The following is a 20,324-nucleotide window of genomic DNA, read 5'->3' as shown; positions in this document are numbered from 1 at the left end:
GTCACGACGGTCACGCGACCGCCGGTATTTTCGATACTGCGACTGGTACGACGCTCTCAGAGACCGAGAATCGGCGGTCGGACTCCGAACGTGTTCGTTCGTCTTCTCCCCGCGAGAGAACCGAATTCACGAGCTATAGCCACCCTCCGCGGAGGAACACCTGTTGACCATGTCACTCGAACTGACGCGACGACAGGTGTTACAGGCGACCGGACTCGGCGGCGCGGCGGCACTGGCCGGCTGTGTGGCCGGCGCGCCACGCGCTGACGCGAACGTGAACGTGGATGCGGGGGCGGTGGCGACGACCCCGACGGCGCAACTGGACGCGGCGAAAGCCGTCGACGTCGAACGGATCGCAGCGGACCCGCGCGACCTCCCGCCCCCCATCACGCGGACGGAACCCGCCGTGGTGCCGGTCGAACTCGAGACGCTGGAACTCGTCGCCGAGGTGGAGCCGGGCGTCACGTTCGACTACATGACGTTCGACGGGCAGGTGCCGGGTCCACTCATCCGGACGCGCGTGGGCGACACCGTCGACCTCACCATCCGAAACCACCCGGACAACTCGATGGTCCACAACGTCGACTTCCACGCGTGCCGCGGGCCCGGCGGCGGTGCGGAGGCGACGATGGTCGCCCCCGGCGAGGAGAAACGCCTGACGTTCCAGGTGACGTACCCCGGCGCGTTCATCTACCACTGTGCGGTGGCGAACGTCGACTACCACATCTCGGCGGGGATGTTCGGGATCATCCTCGTCGAACCCGAGGGCGGGCTCCCCGAGGTGGACCACGAATTCTACCTCGGTCAACACGAACTCTACACCGAGGGAGAGACCGGCGAGGAGGGCCACCACGGCTTCTCGTTCGCCCGGATGGCGGCCGAGGACCCGACGTACGTCCTGATGAACGGCGAGAAGTACGCCATCGGTCCGCAGAAGTACGACGAGATGAACATCCGGACGGACGAGACCGTCCGGATCTTCTACGGCGTCGGCGGGCCGAACCAGTTCTCGAGCTTCCACGCCATCGGCTCCGTGTGGGACGAGGTGTACAGGCAGGGCGCGCTCGCCTCGACACCCGACAGGTACGTCCAGACGACGCCCGTCCTCCCGGGGAGCGCGGCCGTCGTGACGATGCACACGCCCGTCCCGGGCGACTACAAGCTCGTCGACCACGCGCTCTCGCGGGTCGCCCGGAAGGGCGCACTGGCGGTCGTCCACGCCGACGGGCCGGCGAATCCGGACGTGTTCGACGCCGGCGAGACGGAGTCGGAGTCGGCCTGAGCGAGAGCGCGGAGGCCAGCGACGGGGTCGGGAAACACCCGTCGGCTCGACTCGGGTTCGGCGGCACGGGAGGCCGCAACCAACGGGGCTTTACGACCCCCTGAAGCACCTCTGGGTATGACTGCCGAGTCGGCATCGGCGAGGCGTCCGTGGGTGGTGCTCGCGGGGTGTTTCCTCGTCTCGACCGGGTTCAACGCGTACACCTTCGCCCCGGCGAGCATCATCTCGTTTTTCGTCGACGCGTTCGGCATCGGCAAGCCCGCCGCCGGGCTGTCGATCAGCGTCGTCTTCCTCGGCTGGGTGGTGTTTCAGCTCCCCAGCGGACTCCTGATGGACCGGTACGACAACCGACGGCTCGTGTACGTCGGCGCCGTCGTCTTCGTCGCGGCCGCGGTCGCAGGACCGTTCGCGCCGACGTACCCGACGTTCCTGGCGACGCGGTTCGTCGGCGGGGCCACGGCGGTGTTCCTCTGGACGGCGAACGCCAACATCGTCGGGCAGTCGTTTCCACCCGCCCGAAGGGCAATCGGGACGAGCCTGTTCGTCACGAGCGCGCCCGCCGGGGTGACGCTCGCACAGGTCGCCGGCCCGCCGCTTCAGGCCGTCGTCGGCTGGCGGGGCGTCGTCGCCGTCTACACGGTCGTCACCGTCGTCGGCCTGGTCCCCTTCGCCTGGGCGCTCGACGCGCCAGTTCGAAACGAGTCGGCGCTCTCGCTGTCGGGGTTCGCGGCGGCGCTCAGAGACCGACAGGTGCTGGCCATCGCGGCGAGCAGTTTCTGTGCGTACTCGCTGTTCGTCTTCTTCAACTCGTGGATGCCCACGTACGCCACCGAGGCCGTCGGCGTCGACATCGGGACGGCGGGAGCGCTCGCGGCCATCGTTCCCGCGATGGGCTTGCTCGCGCGACCGGGCGGCGGGTGGCTCTCCGACCGCATCGGGGGTCGCCGTCGGCCGGTCATCGTCGCGGCCTTCCTGATCGTCGTCCCGGCGCTGGTCGCCGCGGCCGTGGCGACGTCCGCGGTCTGGCTCGCGGCGGCGCTGTTGCTCGCGGGCGTCGGCTCACAACTCGGGACGGGCGTCTTCTACGTCTACGTCGAGGAGGTGTCGCCGCCGGCGTCCGGCGGAACGAGCCTCGCGGTGCTGATGACGCTCTCTATCGGTGGCTCGCTCGCCGCGCCGGTCGTGGCCGGATGGCTCGTCGACGTCGCCTCGTGGACCGCGGCGTTCGGGTTCGGCGGGGTGCTGGCCGTCGTCGGTGTCGCCGCCCTCGCCGGACTCACCGAGACGTGATCGTCGGTGGGGTCTCCCGCGGCTCAGGAGGTCCGCTCGGCCGAGAGCGGAGTACCACGTCTCACTCCACGTCGTCGACGACGTCGAACAGCACGCTGTCCAGCCGTCCCTCTCCGACGAGCGCCGCGAGCGCGTCGATGTCGCCGTGGCTGGGTCGGTCCTCGTCGAGCGGTGGTACCACGGCGCGGACGGCGTCGTAGACGGCGCCGGTCCCGACGCCGTGGTTCAACCCATCGACGAACTCGGCCGCCTGTGCCGCACAGAGCAGTTCGACACTGACCACGCGACGCGCCCGGTCGAGCGTTCGTCTCGTCGCCAGGGCCGACGTCGCGCTCATGCTGACGTGGTCCTCCTGCCCGCCGCTGACGGGCGTCGAATCCGTCGCCGGGCGGCCCTCCGACCGACACTCGGCCAGGAGCGCGGCGGCGGTGTACTGCGGGATCATGTAGCCCGAGCGGACCCCGCTGTCGGGCGAGAGAAACGGCGGGAGGTGTGACTCCTGTACCGAGGGGTTGAGCGTCCTGTCGACCCGCCGCTCGGAGATGGCGGCGAGGTCCGTGAGCGCCGCCGTGAGGGAGTCGAGACGGTGAGCGAGGGGCGCGCCGTGGAAGTTGCCGCCGGAGACGACCGCCGCCGTGTCGGTTCCCGAAGCACGCGCGTCGAGCGCCTCTCGGGGGAAGACGATGGGGTTGTCCGTGACGGCGTTCAGTTCGACCGCGACCGCCTCGCGGAGGTGTGAGACCGCATCGCGCGCGGCCCCGTGGACCTGCGGAAGACACCGGATGGAGTACGCGTCCTGCACGCGGTCGCAGTTGCGGTGGGACTCGACGATTTCCGAGTCCCGAGTGAGGCGCTTGACGTTCCGCGCGCTCGCGGACTGGCCAGGGTGGGGACGGAGGTCGTGGATGGCCGGGTCGCAGGCGGCCGTCGACCCCATCGTCACCTCGGTGGTGAGCGCGCCCGCCGCGTCCGCCGCTCGAAGGAGACGCTCGGCGTCGAAGACGGCGAGCGCCGCGAGGCCCGTCGTGAGTTGCGTTCCGTTGATGAGCGCGAGTCCCTCCTTCGCCCGGAGGGTGAGCGGGTCGAGGCCGACGCGGCGGAGCGCCTCCGCGCCCGAGACGCGTTCGGTGCCGGAGCCGCCCTCGACGTCGGCTTCACCTTCGCCGAGCAGGACGAGCGAGAGGTGTGCGAGCGGGGCGAGGTCGCCGCTCGCGCCGAGACTCCCGCGGGAGCGAACGACCGGGTGGACCGCGTGGTTCACGAGCGTGAGCAGGTGGTCGACGACCACCTCGCGGACGCCGGAGTACCCGCGCAAGAGGGTGTTGAGCCTCACGACGAGGAGCGCGCGTACCTCTTCGCGGGAGAGGTCGCGGCCGGTGCCGGCGGCGTGGCTTCGAATCAAGTTCGTCTGGAGGTCGTCGACTTCGTCGGGCGGGATGCGGGTGTCGACGAGGTCGCCGAAGCCCGTGTTGAGGCCGTAGACGGCGTCGCCGGCGTCGAGGACGCTCTCGACCCGCTCTCTGCCGGCACGGACCGCTTCGCGGGCCGACTCGGTGACCGCGACCCGTCGCCCGTCGCGCGCGACGGCGGCCACCTCGTCGACGGTGAGCGAGGTGCCATCGAGGGAGATAGGAGGGGAGTCAGTCACGGTGGACCACCTCCCCGCCCTTCACCACGCGCTCGACCCGGTTCACGTCGAAGTCGTACGCGAGGTGAGTGTGAGAGGGGGCGTCGACGACCGCGAGGTCGGCCGGCGCGTCCTCGCGGAGCGTGCCTCGCTCCCCACCGCCCGGTCCCGCACCGAAGTCGAGCGCACGCGCGGCGTGTGCCGTCGCGGCGACCAGCGCCTCCGCGGGCGTGAGTCGCATGCCGACGCAGGCGAGCGTCATCGCGAAGGGCATCGACCGGGCGAAGCAGTTGGGGTTGAAGTCGGTCGCGAGCGCCGCCGGCGCGCCGGCGTCGAGCATCGCCCGCGCGTCGGCGTAGTCGCCGCCGAGCGAGAACGCCGTTCCGGGCAGGAGGACGGGAACGACGTCGGCGTCGACGAGCGCTTCGACGTCCGCGGCGGTCGCACGGAGCAGGTGGTCGGCGCTCGCCGCCTCTACCTGGGAGGCGAGACGCGCCCCGCCGGTGTGTGCGAGTTCCTCGGCGTGGACCTTCGGCGTGAGGCCGTGGTCGCGCCCGGCGTCGAGGACGCGCCGGGACTGTTCGGGCGTGAACGCGCCCTCGTCGCAGAAGACGTCGCAGAAGCGGGCGATACCCTGGTCAGCAACGGCCGGAAGTTGCTCGCAGACGACGTCCTCGACGTAGTCGTCCCCGGTCCGGCCCTGCGGAACGGCGTGTGCGCCCATGAACGTCGGAACGACGTCGACGGGGTGTGCGTCGTCGGCGTCGGCCATCGCCCGGAGCATGCGGAGTTCGGTCTCGGTGTCGAGGCCGTACCCCGACTTCACCTCGACGGTCGTCGTCCCGTGGGCGAGCATGACGTCGAGGTGAGCGAGTAGGTCGGCGGTGAGTTCTCGGGTCGACGTCTCCCGGACGGCGCGGACGGTCCGGAGGATGCCGCCGCCCTGTGCGAGGAGTTCCCCGTAACTCGCGCCCCGGAGTTTCGCCTCGAACTCGTCGGAGCGGTCGCCGGCGAAGCAGGCGTGGGTGTGGGCGTCGACGAAGCCGGGGACGACGGTCTTCCCCGTCGCGTCGAGCGACTCGCGGGCGTTCTCGGGTGGGTAGGCTCGACGGAGTTCGTTCGTGGGACCGACGGCGGCGACGCGCCCGTCGACGACGGCGATTCCGGCGTTCTCGTGCCGTCTGAGGCCGTCGTCGTCCCCGTTCTCGTTCTCGTCCGGTCCGACGACCACCTCCCGCGCGTCGTGAACGACGAGGTCGAGTGTCGGGGTCATCGGGTCGCCTCCGTCTCGGTCGCCGCTCGCTCGGCGATGCCCGCCCGCCTGCCGGCCAGTACGTGTGCGACAGCCCGTGCCGCCGCGGCGACAGTCCGGTCCTCCCGGTCGAGCGGGGGAGCACACTCGACCACCTCGAAGCCGGCGAGGCGCTCCTCGCGGGCGAGCAGGGAGCACAGTCGGAAGCACTCGCGGGTGGTGATACCGCCCGGCGTCGGCGCGCTCACGCCCGGTGCCGCGGTGGCGTCGAGGACGTCCACGTCGAGGCTCAAGTACACGCGGTCGACGTCGCCCATCGCCGCGAGTGCCCGCTCCGCGGCGCCGTCCACGTCCCGGCCAACCGCCTCGCTCGTCACGACGGCCCCACCTCGGTCACGGACGTAGTCCGCGTACTCGCTCGACGTCTCGAAGTGCCGGGCGCCGACGCAGGCGTAGGCGTCCAGTCCCGCCCCGAACAGTTGGCGGTAGGGGGTGCCGCTCGTGGCGTCCTCGCGCACCTCACGCACGTCGAGGTGGGCGTCGAGGTTGACCACGCCGAGCGTCCCCGCCGCGAGGAGCGGCAGACAGTTCGCGTAGGTGAGGGAGTTGTCGCCGCCGAGGAAGACGGGGAAGGCGTGGCCGTCGTGGACCGCCCCGGCGACCACACGGAGGTGTCGCTGGAGGTCACGGGTCGTCTCGGGGAGGTCGTCGCCGGAGTCGACGGCGAGGGAGGCGTCGCCCGCGTCGCCCACGGTGCCCACGCCGGGGCCGTCGAAGTGGTGGGTTTTCACCCCCGCGAGCATCTCACGGATAGCGTGGGGTCCCTGCGCCGCTCCCTTGCGACCGATGACGCCACGGTCGAACGGTTCGCCGACGAGGACGGCGTCGCAGTCGCATCCCTCCGCACGCGGGTGGTCGACGGGGGCGACGACGTCGCCGAACGTCTCGTCGTTCGGGTCGTCCGAGGGGCTCGTCCAGGTGGGAGCGCTGGTGAGGCCGGTCATGCGTCTTCTTCTCCTCCCTCGCCCATCGGGACGTGAACGTTCGAGCGTCGGGCCTCGTCGAGCGCCTCCGGGTAGCCGGCGTCGGCGTGGCGAATCACGCCCATCCCGGGGTCGGTCGTGAACACGGCGCGGGCCTTCTCGGCCGCTAACTCGCTCCCGTCGAGGACGACGTGGTTGTTCGCGTGCAGGGAGTTGCCGATGCCGACGCCGCCGCCGTCGTGGACGCTCACGATGTCTGCACCGGCGGCGCAGTTCACGAGGGCGTTGAGAACGGGCCAGTCCGCGACGGCGTCGGAGCCGTCCCGCATCGCCTCCGTCTCTCGATTCGGCGAGGCGACGGAGCCGGCGTCGAGGTGGTCGCGCGTGACGACGATGGGTGCCGAAATCTCCCCCGTGCGGACGAGGTCGTTCATCGCGAGGGCGAACCGGGCGCGTTCGGTGAGTCCGTCCTCGCTCCCGTAGCCGAGCCAGCAGACGCGGGCGGGAAGCCCCTGGAACGCGACTCTGTCGCGGGCGAGGTCGATCCACCGGTGGAGGTGTGGCTCGTCGGGGAACAGTTCCGTCACCAGGTCGTCCGTGCGGTGGATGTCCGCGGGGTCGCCGGAGAGGGCGATCCAGCGGAAGGGCCCCTTCCCCCGGCAGAACAGGGGTCGGATGTACGCGGGGACGAAGCCCGGGAAGTCGAAGGCGTGATTCAAATTTCGATGGGCTTCGACCTGGCCGCGGATGTTGTTGCCGTACTCGAACGCGACCGCTCCCCTCTCCTGGAGTTCGAGGATGGCCTCGACGTGCCGGACCATCGTGTCGAGCGACGCCTCGACGTACCCCTGGGGGTCGCGCTCGCGGAGGCGGTCGGCCTCCGCAACGGAGTAGCCGGAGGGGTAGTAGCCGTCGAGTTCGTCGTGTGCGCTCGTCTGGTCGGTCACGACGTCGGGAACGACGTCGCGGGCGAGCAGTCCCTCCAGGAGGTCGGCGGCGTTCATCCGGACGCCCACGGAGTAGGGGTCGCCCGCTTCGACGGCGGCCTCCGCGCGCGAGAGGGCCTCGTCGAGATCGTCGACGCGCTCGTCGAGGTAGCGCGTCTCGATGCGGCGGTCGATTCTGGAACCGCTCACCTCCGCGGCGAGACAGACGCCGCCGTTCATCGTCACCGCGAGGGGTTGGGCACCACCCATCCCGCCGAGGCCGCCGGTGACGACGAGACGGCCGCGGAGGCCCGCGCCGTCGTCCTCGTCTCCCTCACCCGCACCGAACTCCTGTCGGGCGAGTTCCGCGAGCGTCTCGTACGTCCCCTGGATGATGCCCTGGGTGCCGATGTACGCCCACGACCCGGCGGTCATCTGCCCGTACATCATCAGCCCCTTCGCTTCGAGTTCGTGAAAGTGCGCCCAGTCGTCCCACCGTCCGACGAGGTTGGAGTTGGCGATGAGCACCCGCGGTGCGCGCTCGTGAGTGCGGAACCGTCCCACCGGCTTGCCCGACTGGACGAGGAGCGTCTCGTCCGACGCCAGGGAACGGAGTTCGTCGAGGATGGCGTCGTAGGCATCCCACGACCGCGCGGCCCTGCCGGTGCCGCCGTAGACGACCAGGTCTTCGGGCCGTTCGGCCACCTCGGGGTCGAGGTTGTTGTTGAGCATGCGGAGCGCCGCCTCCTGCCGCCACCCCTCGCACTCGATGTCGGTGCCGGTCGGCGCGCCCTGGTACCGCCGCCACTGTTCGGAGGGCGTTCCGACCTCGAATCGGTGTGCCTCGCTGGTGTCGGAGTCCATGCGGCAAAAATTGCGTGGGGTTGATAAAGACGTGTGGGTCGTGCGCGTGTATTGGGCAGTGACAGAGGCAGTGACGGGAGGTCGGTGTGCAGTACGGTGAGCGGATGGAGCGATGGGGTGGATGCGCGCTCGTTGTCAGAGCGACTGAAAAGAACAGGAAAGCCGCGCGACACACGGGCACGGTGTGACCGCAGCCTCGCTCCACCCCAGCCGGGTCGCTCGCGCACGGAGGCGCGAGCAGAGCCCCTCGCACGAGTTCCTCGCTCCCCACCGTTCGTGACGAACACCGCCACCATCCGTCCCGAATTCGTGTCATTGTCTGACGAACCATTAAGTACGAAGCGCGACCATACCAAAGGCAGACACAGCTATGGGCAACAAGAACAAAACGATCTCCTTCCGCGTCAACGAGGACTCCTTCGAGACGCTCCGAGAGATCGCAGAGGAGCGGGACATCTCGCTGTCCGCCGTCTTCCGCGACTACGTCGACACGCTCGTTGCCCACGATGGCCAGGTGAGAGTCGTCCCCGAACACGAACTCAAACAGCTCCAGCAGAGCGAGGAGGACTCCGAGAGCTTCCCGCCGAAGGTGAAGGTGCCGAAGAGCTTCATCCGCGAGCACGAACGCCTCGAACTGGAGGCCGAACACCTCCGCGAGCAACTGGAGGAGCACAAGGGGTACGTCAACTACCTCCGCGAACAGCTGGAGGCGCACGACGACGACGAGGAGGTCATCCAGCTCGAAGACCTCGACGCCGGCGAGCGCGACGAACCGTCGTTCCGGCTGGGCTGAGACGGGTCGCCTCGTACTCGCTCCCCTCCGCGTTCGAACCGCTCCTGCCGTCCGAGCGCTCAGGCCCGACTCAGGACCTCTTCGAGCGGTTCGACGAGGTCGACCCGTGAGAGCGGCGTCGCGTCCGCCTGAAAGCGCTCGAACAGCGCCAACACCCACTCGACCACCGTGGGGTCGTCGGTCTCGATCATCCCGATGGAGATGTTCTCCTCGTCGCGGACGACGAGACAGGCCGTCCCGTCGTGGAACATCACGGGCTGGGGAATCGGCCCGTCGTAGACTCCGATTTCTGTACGGTCCGACGCGACGATGGCGGCGAACTTGTCGGCCGAGTCCGAGGCCATGGCCGCCCTGATGACGACCGGCGCGAACACCGCCTCGAACGTCTGCGTGCCGTCGACGATGGCCTCGTACCGCCCGTCGATGCAGGGCTCGGGGAAGAAGTCGGTCAGGCTCAGCGCCGTGTCGGAGTCGAGTTCGAGTTCGCGGACGCGCGAGACGACGGCGAACGGGTTCGTCTGCGTTGCCCGCGTGACGAACGCGTCGTCCAGTCGGTCGACGCCGATACCGATCTCGTCGAGCGGCAGGTGTGGGAGGAGTTCCGTGAGTTCGTCCGCGAGCGCGAGTTCGCGGCGGAACCGCGCAAACGACCCCGCGACGAACGTTCCGACGGCCGTGAGTCGGTACGTCGAGCCCTCGCGCGTGAGCCACCCCCGCTCCTCGAACGACTGGAGGATACGCCCGACCGTAGCCGAGGACGCACCGGTCGCCTCCCGCAGGGTCGCACGGGAGCACGGACGCTCGCTGAGGCGGTCGAGCACCACCGCCCGGTGCTTGGAGTCCCCGAGGAAACGAATGTCGTCGAGCGTATCGTTCATGGTATGGTGTACCACACCACGGATAATAGCTGTGTGCCCGCTCGGAGCGTGTTGCGACGGGGAGAGTGGACGTACCGAGTCCGTGTTTCACGAGGTGAAAGCCCGACACCCCTCGCCAAAATTGCACGAAAAATCATCATATTTCCGCGCGCCCTCTCTGAAGCCGGTTATGGGAAACAGAAACCACCTGCACGTCTGCCAGCACTGTGGCGTCGTCCACGCGACCGCGTCCTCGACCGGACCGAGGACTTGCGTCGTCTGTGACGCCTTCACGTTCAGCGAGTACGAACTCAACGGCCTCCTCGAAGCACGGCGAGCGGCCGAGAGCGAGGAGTCGTCGACCGAGCGGACGAGACAGTTCGTTCGGGTCCGCAGTCGGTCGTAGGTCGTCCGACCGAGCCGCACCGTCCACCCAGAGGATACGTATATCTCACTGTGCGACCCACGGAGTTCGAGACGGGAGAGATGGAGAACGGAGACGAGGAGGGGAAGGTCAGACAGATCGACGAGGAGGCTCTCGTCGAGTTACGCGACCGTGTCGACGGAGCGGTGCTGCGTCCCGGCGAGGAGGGGTACGACGAGGCGCGGGCGGTCTGGAACGCAATGATCGACCGGCGGCCCGCGCTCGTCGTCCGCCCGGCAACCGCACGGGACGTCGCTCGTGCGGTCACCTTCGCCCGGGAGCACGACCTCGCTCTCGCCGTGCGGAGCGGCGGGCACAGCGTCGCGGGAACGGCCGTCTGCGACGGTGGATTGATGATCGACTGCACGTCGATGACCGCGATAGCGGTGGACCCGGCGGCGCGGACCGTTCGGGCCGACGCGGGCGTGACTGTCGGCGCGTTCGACGAGGCGACGCAGGCACACGGGCTCGCCACGCCGGGCGGTATCGTCTCCACAACCGGCCTCGCCGGGTTGACGCTCGGGGGCGGCTGGGGATGGCTCAGCCGGTCGTACGGCCTCTCCATCGACAGCCTTCGATCCGTCGACGTCGTCACGGCCGACGGCGAACTCGTCCGCGCGAGCGAGGCCGAGCATCCTGACCTCTTCTGGGCGCTCAGAGGCGGCGGCGGGAACTTCGGCGTCGTCACCTGCTTCGAGTTCGACCTCCATCCGGTCGGGCCGGAGGTGCTCGCGGGCGTCCTCGTCTACCCGTTCGAGGTCGCCGGCGACCTCCTCCGATTCCACAGGGAGTTCACCGCGCAGGCCCCGGACGAACTCTGCTGTTACGCCTCGGTCCGGACCGCGCCCGCCGTACCCTTCCTCCCCGAACCGCTCCACGGGGAACCCATCGCGACCGCGTATCTCTGTTACGCGGGCGACGTCGCGGCGGGCGAGCGGGCGGTCGAACCGCTCCGCGAGTTCCGCCCGCCGCTCGTCGACCTCGTCGAAGCGCGGCCGTACGTCGAGTTCCAGGGGCTGTTCGACGCGGTCTATCCGCCGGGTTTCCGCAACTACTGGAAGTCGGGGTTCGTCGATGACGGCCTCTCCGACGCGGCCATCGACACGCTCGTCGGATACGCCGAGACCCTCACGTCGCCGTACACGTCCATCGTCGTCGAGCATCTGGGCGGAGAAATCGCGCGACGAGAGCCGGACGCGACTGCTTACGCACACCGGGACGCGAGCCACGCGTTCAACGTCTTCACGCGGTGGGAGGACGCCGCCGAGGACGAGCGCCACGTCGCGTGGACGCGGGAGTTCTTCGAGGCGATGACGCCCTTCCTGTCCGACGGCGTCTACGTGAACTTCCTCAGCCGGGAAGAAAAACGGGTCCGAGCAGCCTACGGCGACAACTACGAGCGACTGGTCGAGGCGAAGCGGAAATACGACCCCGAGAACGCCTTCCGGCTGAACCAGAACGTCGATCCGGAGTCGTAGCCGCGGTCAGCGGTTCGACAGCGTCGGCGTTACGTCACCGAGTCGCGTTCGACATCCGGGACCCCATCACCACGAGCGTCGTTGCCGCCGCTTCGGACGTTCGAACGGACAGCCGACCGGACGACGCTGCCCCGGAGAGCGGCCTCGCCGTCTCACAGTGATCGCATCGGGAGAAGAGCTACGTCGTCGGGCCTCGAATCGAGGCAGAAGAACGATGACACCGAACGGGTCGGAACCGGCGGTCTCAGGCGAGCGAGCGGTCACTGTCCCCGACGACCGCGTGCTCCCGCTCACGCGGTGGGTCGCGCGCGTCATCATCCCCTTTCTCGCCGCGGCGTTCCTCGTGCTCTACGGCCTCCCGGACCGGACGACGGACCTCTTCGCGTGGACGATCCGACCGGAGATGACGCCCATCGTCATGGGTGCGGGCTACGGTGCCGGCGTCTACTTCTTCTACCGCGTCTCGACCGCCGACGAGTGGCACACGGTCGCCCCGGTGTTCCTCGGTATCACGACGTTCACCTGGTTCATGGCCGTCGCGACCGTCCTCCACTGGGAGAACTTCAACCACGGCCACCACACGTTCTTCCTGTGGGTCTTTTTGTATGCGGTGACCCCGTTCCTCGTCCCCGGAGTGTGGGCGCTCAATCGCCGATGGACGACGCCCGCGGAACGGGACGCGAACGCGGTCCGACTCCCACGCGCCGTCCGCGTTCTCGTCGGTGTCCTCGGAGCGGTCCTCGCGCTCAGTGCCGTCGCGCTGTTCGTCGCGCCCGGGCCGATGATCGCGTCGTGGCCGTGGACGGTCTCTCCGCTGACGGCGCGCGTCCTGGCTGGCTGGTTCGCGCTCTTCGGCGTCGTCAACGGCGTCGTCGTCCTCGATCCACGCTGGAGCGCGGCCCGTATCCTGGTTCAGAGCCAACTGCTCGGGTTCGCACTCGTCCTCGTCGGCGTCGTCCGCGTCTGGGGGAACTTCGACCCGACGAACCCGCTCACCTGGACCGTCGTCGGGGGGATGGCGCTGTATCTCCTCGCCATCGCCGTTCTGTACACCTGGATGGAGGGTCGCTAAGTCGCTACCGCTGACCCGACAGCGACCGCTTTACCGCGCCGAGTTCGCGCTCGCGTTCGGGATGCCCGTCGACCTTTGCGAGCGTCTCCGCCGCCTCCAGGGTGCGGACCGCCTGGTCCAGAAAGGAGAGGACGTCACCCGGGTACGCGTACAGCATGTACTCGTCCCCCATCACGTGGACGATGTCGTCGGGACCCAGCCCCTGCTCACGGAGTTCGAGCAGGTAGCGGACGAACTGTCGCTCGGGGTAGCCCGTGTACAGTTGGTCTTCGTCCTCGCAGTCGAGGAAGTCCCCCGCGAAATCGAGAAGGCGGTCACGCGTCGCGTCGTCGACTTTCGAGAGGCCCTCACCGGAGTAGAGGAGTTCGATTGTCGCCCCCTTGAACGCTCCCTTCGGGATAGAGGTGTCCAACTGGGAGACGATCTGACGGTGGTTCTTCAGGTAGACCTTGTCGGTGATGGCCACGGTTCGTACTCGTGGTTCGAGCGAGACGGGCAAAAGCGTCTCGCTCCGCCGTGCTCGATTACCGGCCGGGACCCCTCGACGACCCCAGCCGGTAGCTCTCCGAACTGAGAATCTGAACCAGAGAGTTATCCCCTGCGATGGCTCTCGAATGTTAATGAACCGTCCAGATACATATCATACACGAGAAACGACACCGACCATCCGAGCGGACCCTGAGGCGGTGAGTTCGTGACCGGTCGGAGTCGGAGAGCGCGACAGTTCGGGCCCGTCGCCGTCGTCGTCCTCGTGCTCCTCAGCGTGACGACGGTCGTCACACCGGTCCAGGCGAGCGGCGGCGGCATCCAGTCGGGCACGGTCGACACGTTCAGCAGCAACACGTGGGCGAACAACGACATGGCGCAGAACAGTTCGGGGACGCCGCACATCGTCAGCATCGACGAGACCGACCGTATCACCGTGCGCGCGTGGAACGGTACCACGTGGTCGACCGTCACGTCGTTCACGGCCGCGGACGTGACCGACGTCACGGTCGAGCGACTCTCCGGTAACCTCGGTCTCGCCATCGACTCGCAGGACCACCTCCACGTCGTGTTCGAGGGGGCCTACGGGGACAACATCGCAGGAACACGCGGCGTGCTCTACGGCACGTACGACGGCAACACGTGGACCCACTCGTGGGTCGAGAGCGCCAGCCACTCCAACGGGTGGCAGAACTTCTACGACGCGATACTCGTCGTCGACGGAAACGACCAGCCCCACATCCAGTACGAATACAGCGACGCCGACGACGCGACCCAGACGAACGACATCCGCTATGCGACGCCCGACGGGAACGGCGGCTGGACCATCGAGACCATCGTCTCGACCGGCGGGAGCGGCACGAACGAGGTCAAGGTCGGAGCGCTCGACGTCGACAGCGCGAACGCCGTCCACGCGTGGTTCGTCCGCGAGGACAACCAGAACGACTACTACGGTAACCTCTACTACGCGACACGACCGTCGGGGGGAAGCTGGAGCAGTCTGACGAAGGTCCTCGACTCGACGGGCGACGGGAAGGACTACTATCTCGGTGACGCGTTCGTCGACGAGAACGGCGACACCCGCATGACGTACGCGCACACCGAGTACGACGCGGAATACAACATCGTCGAGAGCGAACTCTACTACCGGAGCGACGAGTCGGGGGCGATGCAGGACACCCTCGTCCACCGAAACACGTCGCGGGACCTCACCGCGACCGGACTGGCCTACACGACGCAGGGGACGTACGACGTGTACATCCTGGCCGACGCGAAGAGCGCGGACTGGTCGCAGCAGAGCCAGCGGCTCTACGCACGGACAGCCACCGGTGGCCAGTGGCGCGAGGGAGTGACTCTCGGCTTCCCGTCGAGCAGTACCGGTGAGTTGGGGTTCGAGGTGACGCCTTCGGACGAACTCGTGGTCGTGACCGAGGGGTCGGGGCTTCGAAACCTCTACTACGAGGCAGGTCCCGCAAGCGCGTTCGTCCCCGTCCCGAACACGCCGCCGACGTTCGACACCGCGTCGCCGAGCCTCTCGGTCGACGAGGACGACGGCGCGACGAGCATCGACAGCCTGCTGGCGGTCACCGACACCGAGGGCGGGAGTACCCTGACGTGGTCCGTCGCGAGCGCGCCGTCGAACGGGACGCTCGGGGGCTTCGACGCGACGGCCAGCGTCGGCACCGGCGTCACCCCGAGCGGGCTGACGTACACGCCGGACGCCGACTTCTTCGGGAGCGACAGCTTCGACGTCCAGGTCGACGACGGCGTCGGCGGCACCGACACGGTGACCGTCGACGTGACGGTTTCGGGAACGCCGGACGTGCCAGTCGCGAGCGACGAGAGCCTGACGACCGACGAGGACACGAGCGGGAGTCTCACCCTGCCGTCGACGGACGTCGACGGCGACTCGCTCACCTACTCCGTGGTGACCCAGCCGACCGACGGCACGGTGACGGTCGACGGCACCACGCTCACCTACGACCCCGACGACGACTTCGTCGGGTCGAACGTCTTCAGCTACCAGGTCGACGACGGCACCGACGGCACCGACACCGGAACCGTCTCCGTGACCGTCTCGGCGACGAACGACGCGCCGGTCGCGACGACGGATAGCCTCACCACCGACGAGGAAGTCTCCGCGGACGTCGACGTCAGCGCGACCGACGTCGACGGCGACGACCTGACGTACAGCGTCGCCTCGCAGGCCGACGACGGCTGGGTGTACAACGTCAACGAGACGTTCACGTACGTGCCGGACACCGACTTCTTCGGGAGCGACGCGTTCACCTACGAGGTCGCGGACGGCAACGGCGGCACCGACACCGCGACCGTCTCCGTCACGGTCACCAACGTCAACGACGCACCGGTGGCTCCGGACGACAGCCTCACGACCGACGAGGACACGGCTGGAACCGTCGTGGGGGCGGCGACCGACGTCGACGGCGACGACCTGACGTACACGGTACTCGCGGAGCCGTCGAACGGGAGCGTCTCCGTCGCCAGCGGGACGTTCACCTACACCCCCGACGCCGACTTCGCCGGGTCCGACTCGTTCACCTACCAGGTCGACGACGGCAACGGCGGCACCGACGGCGGGACCGTCTCCGTCTCCGTGACGGCAGTCAACGACGCGCCGGTCGCGGACGGCGACAGCTACACGACGGACGAAGACACCGAACTGGTCGTCGACGCCTCGGCGGGCGTTCTCGGCAACGACGCGGACGTCGACGGTGACACCCTGACCGCGACGGTCACCGGCGGCCCGGCGAACGGGTCGCTCTCGCTCGCCGCCGACGGCTCCTTCGACTACACCCCCGACCCCGACTTCTTCGGGAGCGACACGTTCACCTACGAGGTCGACGACGGCAACGGCGGCACCGACGCCGGGGCCGTCTCGGTCACCGTCACGGGAGTGAACGACGGACCGACGGCGACCGGGGACAGCTACACGACCGACGAAGACACCACGCTGTCGGTCTCCGCACCTGGCGTTCTCGGCGACGACACCGATGCCGACGACGACACTCTGACCGCGACAGTCGCGTCAGGACCGGCGAACGGGTCGCTCTCGCTCGCCGCCGACGGCTCCTTCGACTACACCCCCGACCCCGACTTCTTCGGGAGCGACTCGTTCACCTACGAAGTCGACGACGACAACGGCGGGACCGATACCGCGACCGTCTCGGTTTCCGTGACGGCGGTCAACGACGCGCCGACCGTCGACGACGACGAGTACACCACCGACGAGGATGCGACGTTGAGCATCGACGTCTCGGCGGGCGTCCTCGCGAACGACACCGACGTCGAAGCTGACGGTCTCACCGCGACAGTCGCGTCAGGACCGGCGAACGGGTCGCTCTCGCTCGCCGCCGACGGCTCCTTCGACTACACCCCCGACCCCGACTTCACGGGCACGGACAGCTTCACTTACGAGGTCGACGACGGCAACGGCGGGACCACCCAGGGGACGGTCACGGTCACCGTCGCCGCCGTCGCCGACCCGCCGGTCCTGTCGAACCTCGACGGGACGACGGTCGCGTACACCGAAGACGGTGCGCCGGTGTCGCTCGACGCGGCACCGCACGTCACCGTCACCGACCCCGACGCGACGCGGACGACGGGAACGCTCGTCGCCAGCGTCACGGCGAACGGGACGGCAAGCGAGGACGCGCTCGCGCTGAACACCAGCGGTCCCGTCTCGCTGTCGGCGGGACTGACCGCCGGGTCGACGGTCAGCGTCTCGGGGACGACGGTCGGGACCGTCCGCTCGGGCGAACGAGGAGCGGACGGGGAGGCGCTCGGCGTCGACTTCGAACCCGGCGTTACCGACGCACAGATCGAGTCGCTCGTCGGGACCCTGACGTACGAGAACACGAACGCGGATGCGCCGGACACGCGGCCGCGGACGGTGACGGTGACGCTCACCGACGCTGGCGGGTCGGACGCCGCCACGGTGACGGTGTCGGTCCTCGCTGTCAACGACGTCCCGGCCGTCGCCGACGACCAGTACACGATGAAAGAGGACACTTCGCTCGCTGTTCGGGCCCCCGGCGTCCTCGCGAACGACGTCGACGCGGACGGCGATAGCCTCCTCGTGAACGCGACCCTCGGAGCCTCGCCGACGAACGGGACGCTGACGCGGTTCGCGAACGGGTCGTTCAGCTACGCGCCCGACGAGGACTTCGCCGGATCCGACTCGTTCACCTACGAGGTCGACGACGGAAACGGTGGCACGGCGACGGGGACCGTCACGGTGGTCGTGACCGACGTCACGGAGCCGAGGAGCAGCAGCGGGGAGCAAGCGCCGACCGGACGGGTCCTGCTCTCGACGTCGAATCCGATCGACAGCGTGACCGGTCGCGCGACGTTCGGCGCGGCCAGTGACTCGGTCGAGTCGGTGCAGGTCAAGTTCTCGGACCGTGCACGCGGGCGCTGGCGCGCCAGTCAGCTGGAGAGCCCGCCCGCCGAGTCGAACTACGCCGGTGACGAGGAGGACGTCGTCGCGTCGCTCGACATCTCCGTCCCGCCGAGCGTCAAGAACCGGCCCGCCGTCGTCACGATGACCGTCCGCCAGTCGCGGGTCGACGCGATGGGCGTCACGTCCGAGCAACTGGTCGTCGACCACTACGACGAACCGACGGACACGTGGACGCGACTCGAATCGCGCGTCGTCAGTACGGCGAACGGCTACGTCACGCTCGAAGTGCAGACGCCGCACTTCTCGCTGTTCGTCATCTCCGCCGATCGGACCGTCGTCTCGCCCCCCTCGCTCGATCCGGCTCGGCCGACGACACCGGAGGCGACTGACGACACTGGTGACTCGGCGGACGAGGACGCCGTGCTCGACGACCTCGCCGAGGAGCTACCGGACGACGTCCCCGTCCCCGACGTGGACGCCGACGGCGTCGCGCCCGAAGAACTCCCGGGCTCCGACGGTCGTGTGAGCGCCGTGGCGCTCGCGCTCCTGCTCGTTCTCGCTGCAGCCGCGGTCGGCGTTGGGCTCCGTCGACGCCGGTAAGCGGTGACGGGCGACCCGTGCAGTCTCGTGGCTGAACGGAAGCGAGACGAGCCCGACACCCGGTCTCGACGGGCGTCGCAACGACCCGAGACGGCCGCTGTCGAACCGTCTACATGAACCTACCGCCGCTGGGAGCGCGCCACCCACAGCCGGCCAACAGCGTTGTACCTGCGCCGACTCCTCCCGAGCGTGTCCACGACAACGACCACGGCCTCGTCGGAATCCGTCGGCGCATCGACCGGTAACTGGAAGGCAGGCGCAGTCGGCGGCGTCGTCGGCGCTGCGGTGATGGGCGCGCTCGTGCTCGCGATGAGTCCGCCCACGCTCGCCGTCGCCATCCCTTCGCTGTACGCGCTCGCACCACCTCCGAACCCGGGACTGGGGCTCGTCGTCCACCTCTCACACGGGGCCGTCCTCGGTGTCGTCTTCGCCGCCCTCGCCGGGGGGTTCGGACTCGATTCGGCCGGGAGACACCTCGGACTCGGACTCGCGTGGGGCGTCGTCACCTGGATCGTGCTCGCGGCGCTGCTCATGCCGCTGTGGCTGAGCGCGGTCGGCTCCCCGCGAACCCGCCGTTCCCCAACTTCGCGGTTCCCTCGCTCCTGTGGCACGTCGTGTACGGACTGGTGCTGGCCGGCGTCTACGTCGCGGCGGCGGACAGGCTGTAAGCGACGAGAGACCCACAATTTTCGCCGAAGGCGAGCGGTTTCTCACCGGAGGCGAGCGAGCAAGTCGTCGACGTTCACCACGCCGTCGAAGCCGAGGGCGGCGCCGACCCGGGTCGGAACGGGCGCCTGAACGCCCGACTCGGCGGTCACGGCTTCGTCGGTGAACACCGTACGGGGCGACCCGTCCGCGAGCAGTTCGCCGCCGGAGAGGACGAGGACGCGGTCGGCGTGATCGGTGGCGAACGCCACGTCGTGTGTGACGACGACCACCAGGTGACCGTCGGCGGCAAGGGTCTCGACGACCCGTCCGACGCGCTCGACGCCCGCGGCGTCCTGTCCGGCCGTCGGTTCGTCGAGGACGACCACCCGCGGCTCCATGGCGAGCACGGACGCGAGCGCGACGCGTTTCCGCGCGGCGCGACCGAGTTCGTACGTGTCCGCCCCGCCCATGCCGTCGAGTCCCACCCGCGACAGCGCGCGGTCGACGCGCGCGTCGACGTCGCCGGCTCCGATGTTCTCGGGGCCGAACCGGACCTCGTCGGCGACGCGCGAGTGAAACAACTGGTCGTCGGGGTTCTGAAAGACCAGTCCCACGTCGGCGGCGAGGGTCGACACCCGCGTCTCTCGCGTGTCCCTCCCGTCGACGACGACGCGACCCGTCGTCGGAGTGAGCAGGCCGTTGAGGTGCTTCACGAGCGTCGTCTTGCCCGCCCCGTTCGGGCCGAGGAGCGCGATGCAGCCGCCGTCCATGGCGAGGTCGACGCCGCGGAGCGCCTCGACACGACCTCCCCGCTCGGACGCGTCGTACACGTGGTGAACGTCGGTGAGACGCACCAGCGGCTCCGTGGTCGTCGTGCCGACCGCGTCTCCCCCGTCGGCCGGAGGCTGTGTCGTCGCTTCCCCAGCCAGGTCCACGTGCGTCCGGAGTTCGTCGACGGCCTCCTCGACCGTGAGCGGGAGCGGGCGGGTGGGCGGGACGACCCCGTCGTCGCGGAGTGCGCGGCCGAGACGAACCGTCGGGGGGACGCGGAGTCGGTCGTCGAGCGAGCGGTCGGAGAGGACGTCCCGTGGGGAACCGTCTCGGACCACGCGCCCGGCGTCAGCGACGAGGAGTCGGTCGGCTCGGGGGGCGAGCCGCTGGAGGTCCTGGCTCGCGACGACGACCGTGTACCCCTCGCGGTGGAGGCGGCCCGCCACGTCGAAGACGGCGTCGGTCCCGTCGGGGTCGAGTTCCGCCGTCGGCTCGTCCAGGAGCAGGAGTCGAGGGGCGAGCGCGAGGACGCTCGCCACCGCGACCCGCTG

General features: G+C 69.2%; 14 protein-coding genes and 1 pseudogene. 8 read left to right on the top strand and 7 right to left on the bottom strand.

Going from position 1 to position 20,324, the window contains the following annotated elements; all coding sequences use genetic code 11:
• The first annotated feature begins 169 nt into the window (after positions 1 to 169).
• On the top strand, positions 170 to 1,282 hold the full coding sequence (gene nirK, locus C2R22_RS01020; protein WP_103423918.1) for a copper-containing nitrite reductase: 1,113 nt from the start codon (positions 170 to 172) through the stop codon (positions 1,280 to 1,282).
• Between the two features lie 117 nt (positions 1,283 to 1,399).
• Positions 1,400 to 2,572, top strand: a complete 1,173-nt coding sequence (locus C2R22_RS01015; protein WP_103423917.1) for an MFS transporter — start codon at positions 1,400 to 1,402, stop codon at positions 2,570 to 2,572.
• Positions 2,573 to 2,633: 61 nt separating this feature from the next.
• Here the strand turns inward: C2R22_RS01015 and hutH are convergent, their stop codons facing one another.
• The 4 genes from hutH to hutU are packed head-to-tail and all read right to left on the bottom strand — an operon-like array spanning position 2,634 to position 8,224.
• Positions 2,634 to 4,220, bottom strand: a complete 1,587-nt coding sequence (gene hutH / locus C2R22_RS01010; RefSeq protein WP_103423916.1) for a histidine ammonia-lyase — start codon at positions 4,218 to 4,220, stop codon at positions 2,634 to 2,636.
• Entirely contained in the window at positions 4,213 to 5,472 is a 1,260-nt protein-coding gene (gene hutI, locus C2R22_RS01005) for an imidazolonepropionase (RefSeq protein ID WP_103423915.1), read from the bottom strand. Before hutI ends, hutH begins: the two co-directional genes overlap by 8 nt.
• Positions 5,469 to 6,455 carry a formimidoylglutamase gene (gene hutG, locus C2R22_RS01000; protein WP_103423914.1) on the bottom strand — a complete coding sequence of 329 codons (987 nt, stop codon included), beginning with the start codon at positions 6,453 to 6,455 and terminating at the stop codon, positions 5,469 to 5,471. Before hutG ends, hutI begins: the two co-directional genes overlap by 4 nt.
• Complete coding sequence (hutU, locus tag C2R22_RS00995) at positions 6,452 to 8,224, bottom strand: urocanate hydratase (protein WP_103423913.1); 1,773 nt, start codon at positions 8,222 to 8,224, stop codon at positions 6,452 to 6,454. Before hutU ends, hutG begins: the two co-directional genes overlap by 4 nt.
• A 370-nt stretch (positions 8,225 to 8,594) precedes the next feature.
• On the opposite strand from hutU, the gene C2R22_RS00990 reads away from it, so the two are divergent.
• Positions 8,595 to 9,017, top strand: coding sequence for a ribbon-helix-helix protein, CopG family (locus C2R22_RS00990; RefSeq protein WP_103423912.1), 423 nt, complete (start codon positions 8,595 to 8,597; stop codon positions 9,015 to 9,017).
• Positions 9,018 to 9,076: 59 nt separating this feature from the next.
• On the opposite strand, the gene C2R22_RS00985 is transcribed toward C2R22_RS00990, so the two are convergent.
• Positions 9,077 to 9,895 (bottom strand): helix-turn-helix transcriptional regulator, encoded by an 819-nt coding sequence (locus C2R22_RS00985; protein ID WP_103423911.1) that lies wholly within the window; start codon positions 9,893 to 9,895, stop codon positions 9,077 to 9,079.
• A gap of 169 nt (positions 9,896 to 10,064) precedes the next feature.
• Between C2R22_RS00985 and C2R22_RS00980 the strand changes: the two genes are divergently transcribed.
• The 3 genes from C2R22_RS00980 (at position 10,065) to C2R22_RS00970 (ending at position 12,848) form a co-directional block, all read left to right on the top strand.
• Positions 10,065 to 10,280 (top strand): hypothetical protein, encoded by a 216-nt coding sequence (locus C2R22_RS00980; RefSeq protein WP_103423910.1) that lies wholly within the window; start codon positions 10,065 to 10,067, stop codon positions 10,278 to 10,280.
• Positions 10,281 to 10,360: 80 nt separating this feature from the next.
• Complete coding sequence (locus C2R22_RS00975) at positions 10,361 to 11,776, top strand: FAD-binding oxidoreductase (protein ID WP_103427524.1); 1,416 nt, start codon at positions 10,361 to 10,363, stop codon at positions 11,774 to 11,776.
• A gap of 214 nt (positions 11,777 to 11,990) precedes the next feature.
• Positions 11,991 to 12,848, top strand: coding sequence for a hypothetical protein (locus C2R22_RS00970; RefSeq protein WP_103423909.1), 858 nt, complete (start codon positions 11,991 to 11,993; stop codon positions 12,846 to 12,848).
• Between the two features lie 4 nt (positions 12,849 to 12,852).
• Here C2R22_RS00970 and C2R22_RS00965 read toward each other — a convergent pair whose 3' ends face one another.
• The gene (locus C2R22_RS00965; protein ID WP_103423908.1) at positions 12,853 to 13,314 is read right to left on the bottom strand and encodes a DUF5814 domain-containing protein; all 462 of its coding nucleotides are present in this window, start codon (positions 13,312 to 13,314) and stop codon (positions 12,853 to 12,855) included.
• 228 nt (positions 13,315 to 13,542) lie between these two features.
• Between C2R22_RS00965 and C2R22_RS00960 the strand changes: the two genes are divergently transcribed.
• Together C2R22_RS00960 and C2R22_RS00955 are read left to right on the top strand one after the other, a co-directional pair.
• Positions 13,543 to 18,354 (top strand): Ig-like domain-containing protein, encoded by a 4,812-nt coding sequence (locus tag C2R22_RS00960; RefSeq protein WP_103423907.1) that lies wholly within the window; start codon positions 13,543 to 13,545, stop codon positions 18,352 to 18,354.
• A 189-nt stretch (positions 18,355 to 18,543) separates the two neighbouring features.
• Positions 18,544 to 19,022, top strand: a pseudogene (locus C2R22_RS00955) (histidine kinase).
• A gap of 42 nt (positions 19,023 to 19,064) precedes the next feature.
• Here the strand turns inward: C2R22_RS00955 and C2R22_RS26060 are convergent.
• Complete coding sequence (locus C2R22_RS26060) at positions 19,065 to 20,312, bottom strand: ATP-binding cassette domain-containing protein (protein ID WP_245902849.1); 1,248 nt, start codon at positions 20,310 to 20,312, stop codon at positions 19,065 to 19,067.
• Positions 20,313 to 20,324 lie beyond the last annotated feature (12 nt).

Source organism: Salinigranum rubrum, from assembly GCF_002906575.1.
In the GTDB taxonomy this organism is placed as follows: domain Archaea; phylum Halobacteriota; class Halobacteria; order Halobacteriales; family Haloferacaceae; genus Salinigranum; species Salinigranum rubrum.
Note: the sequence above shows the minus strand (reverse complement) of the source record. Positions and strands in the feature narration are given on the sequence as shown.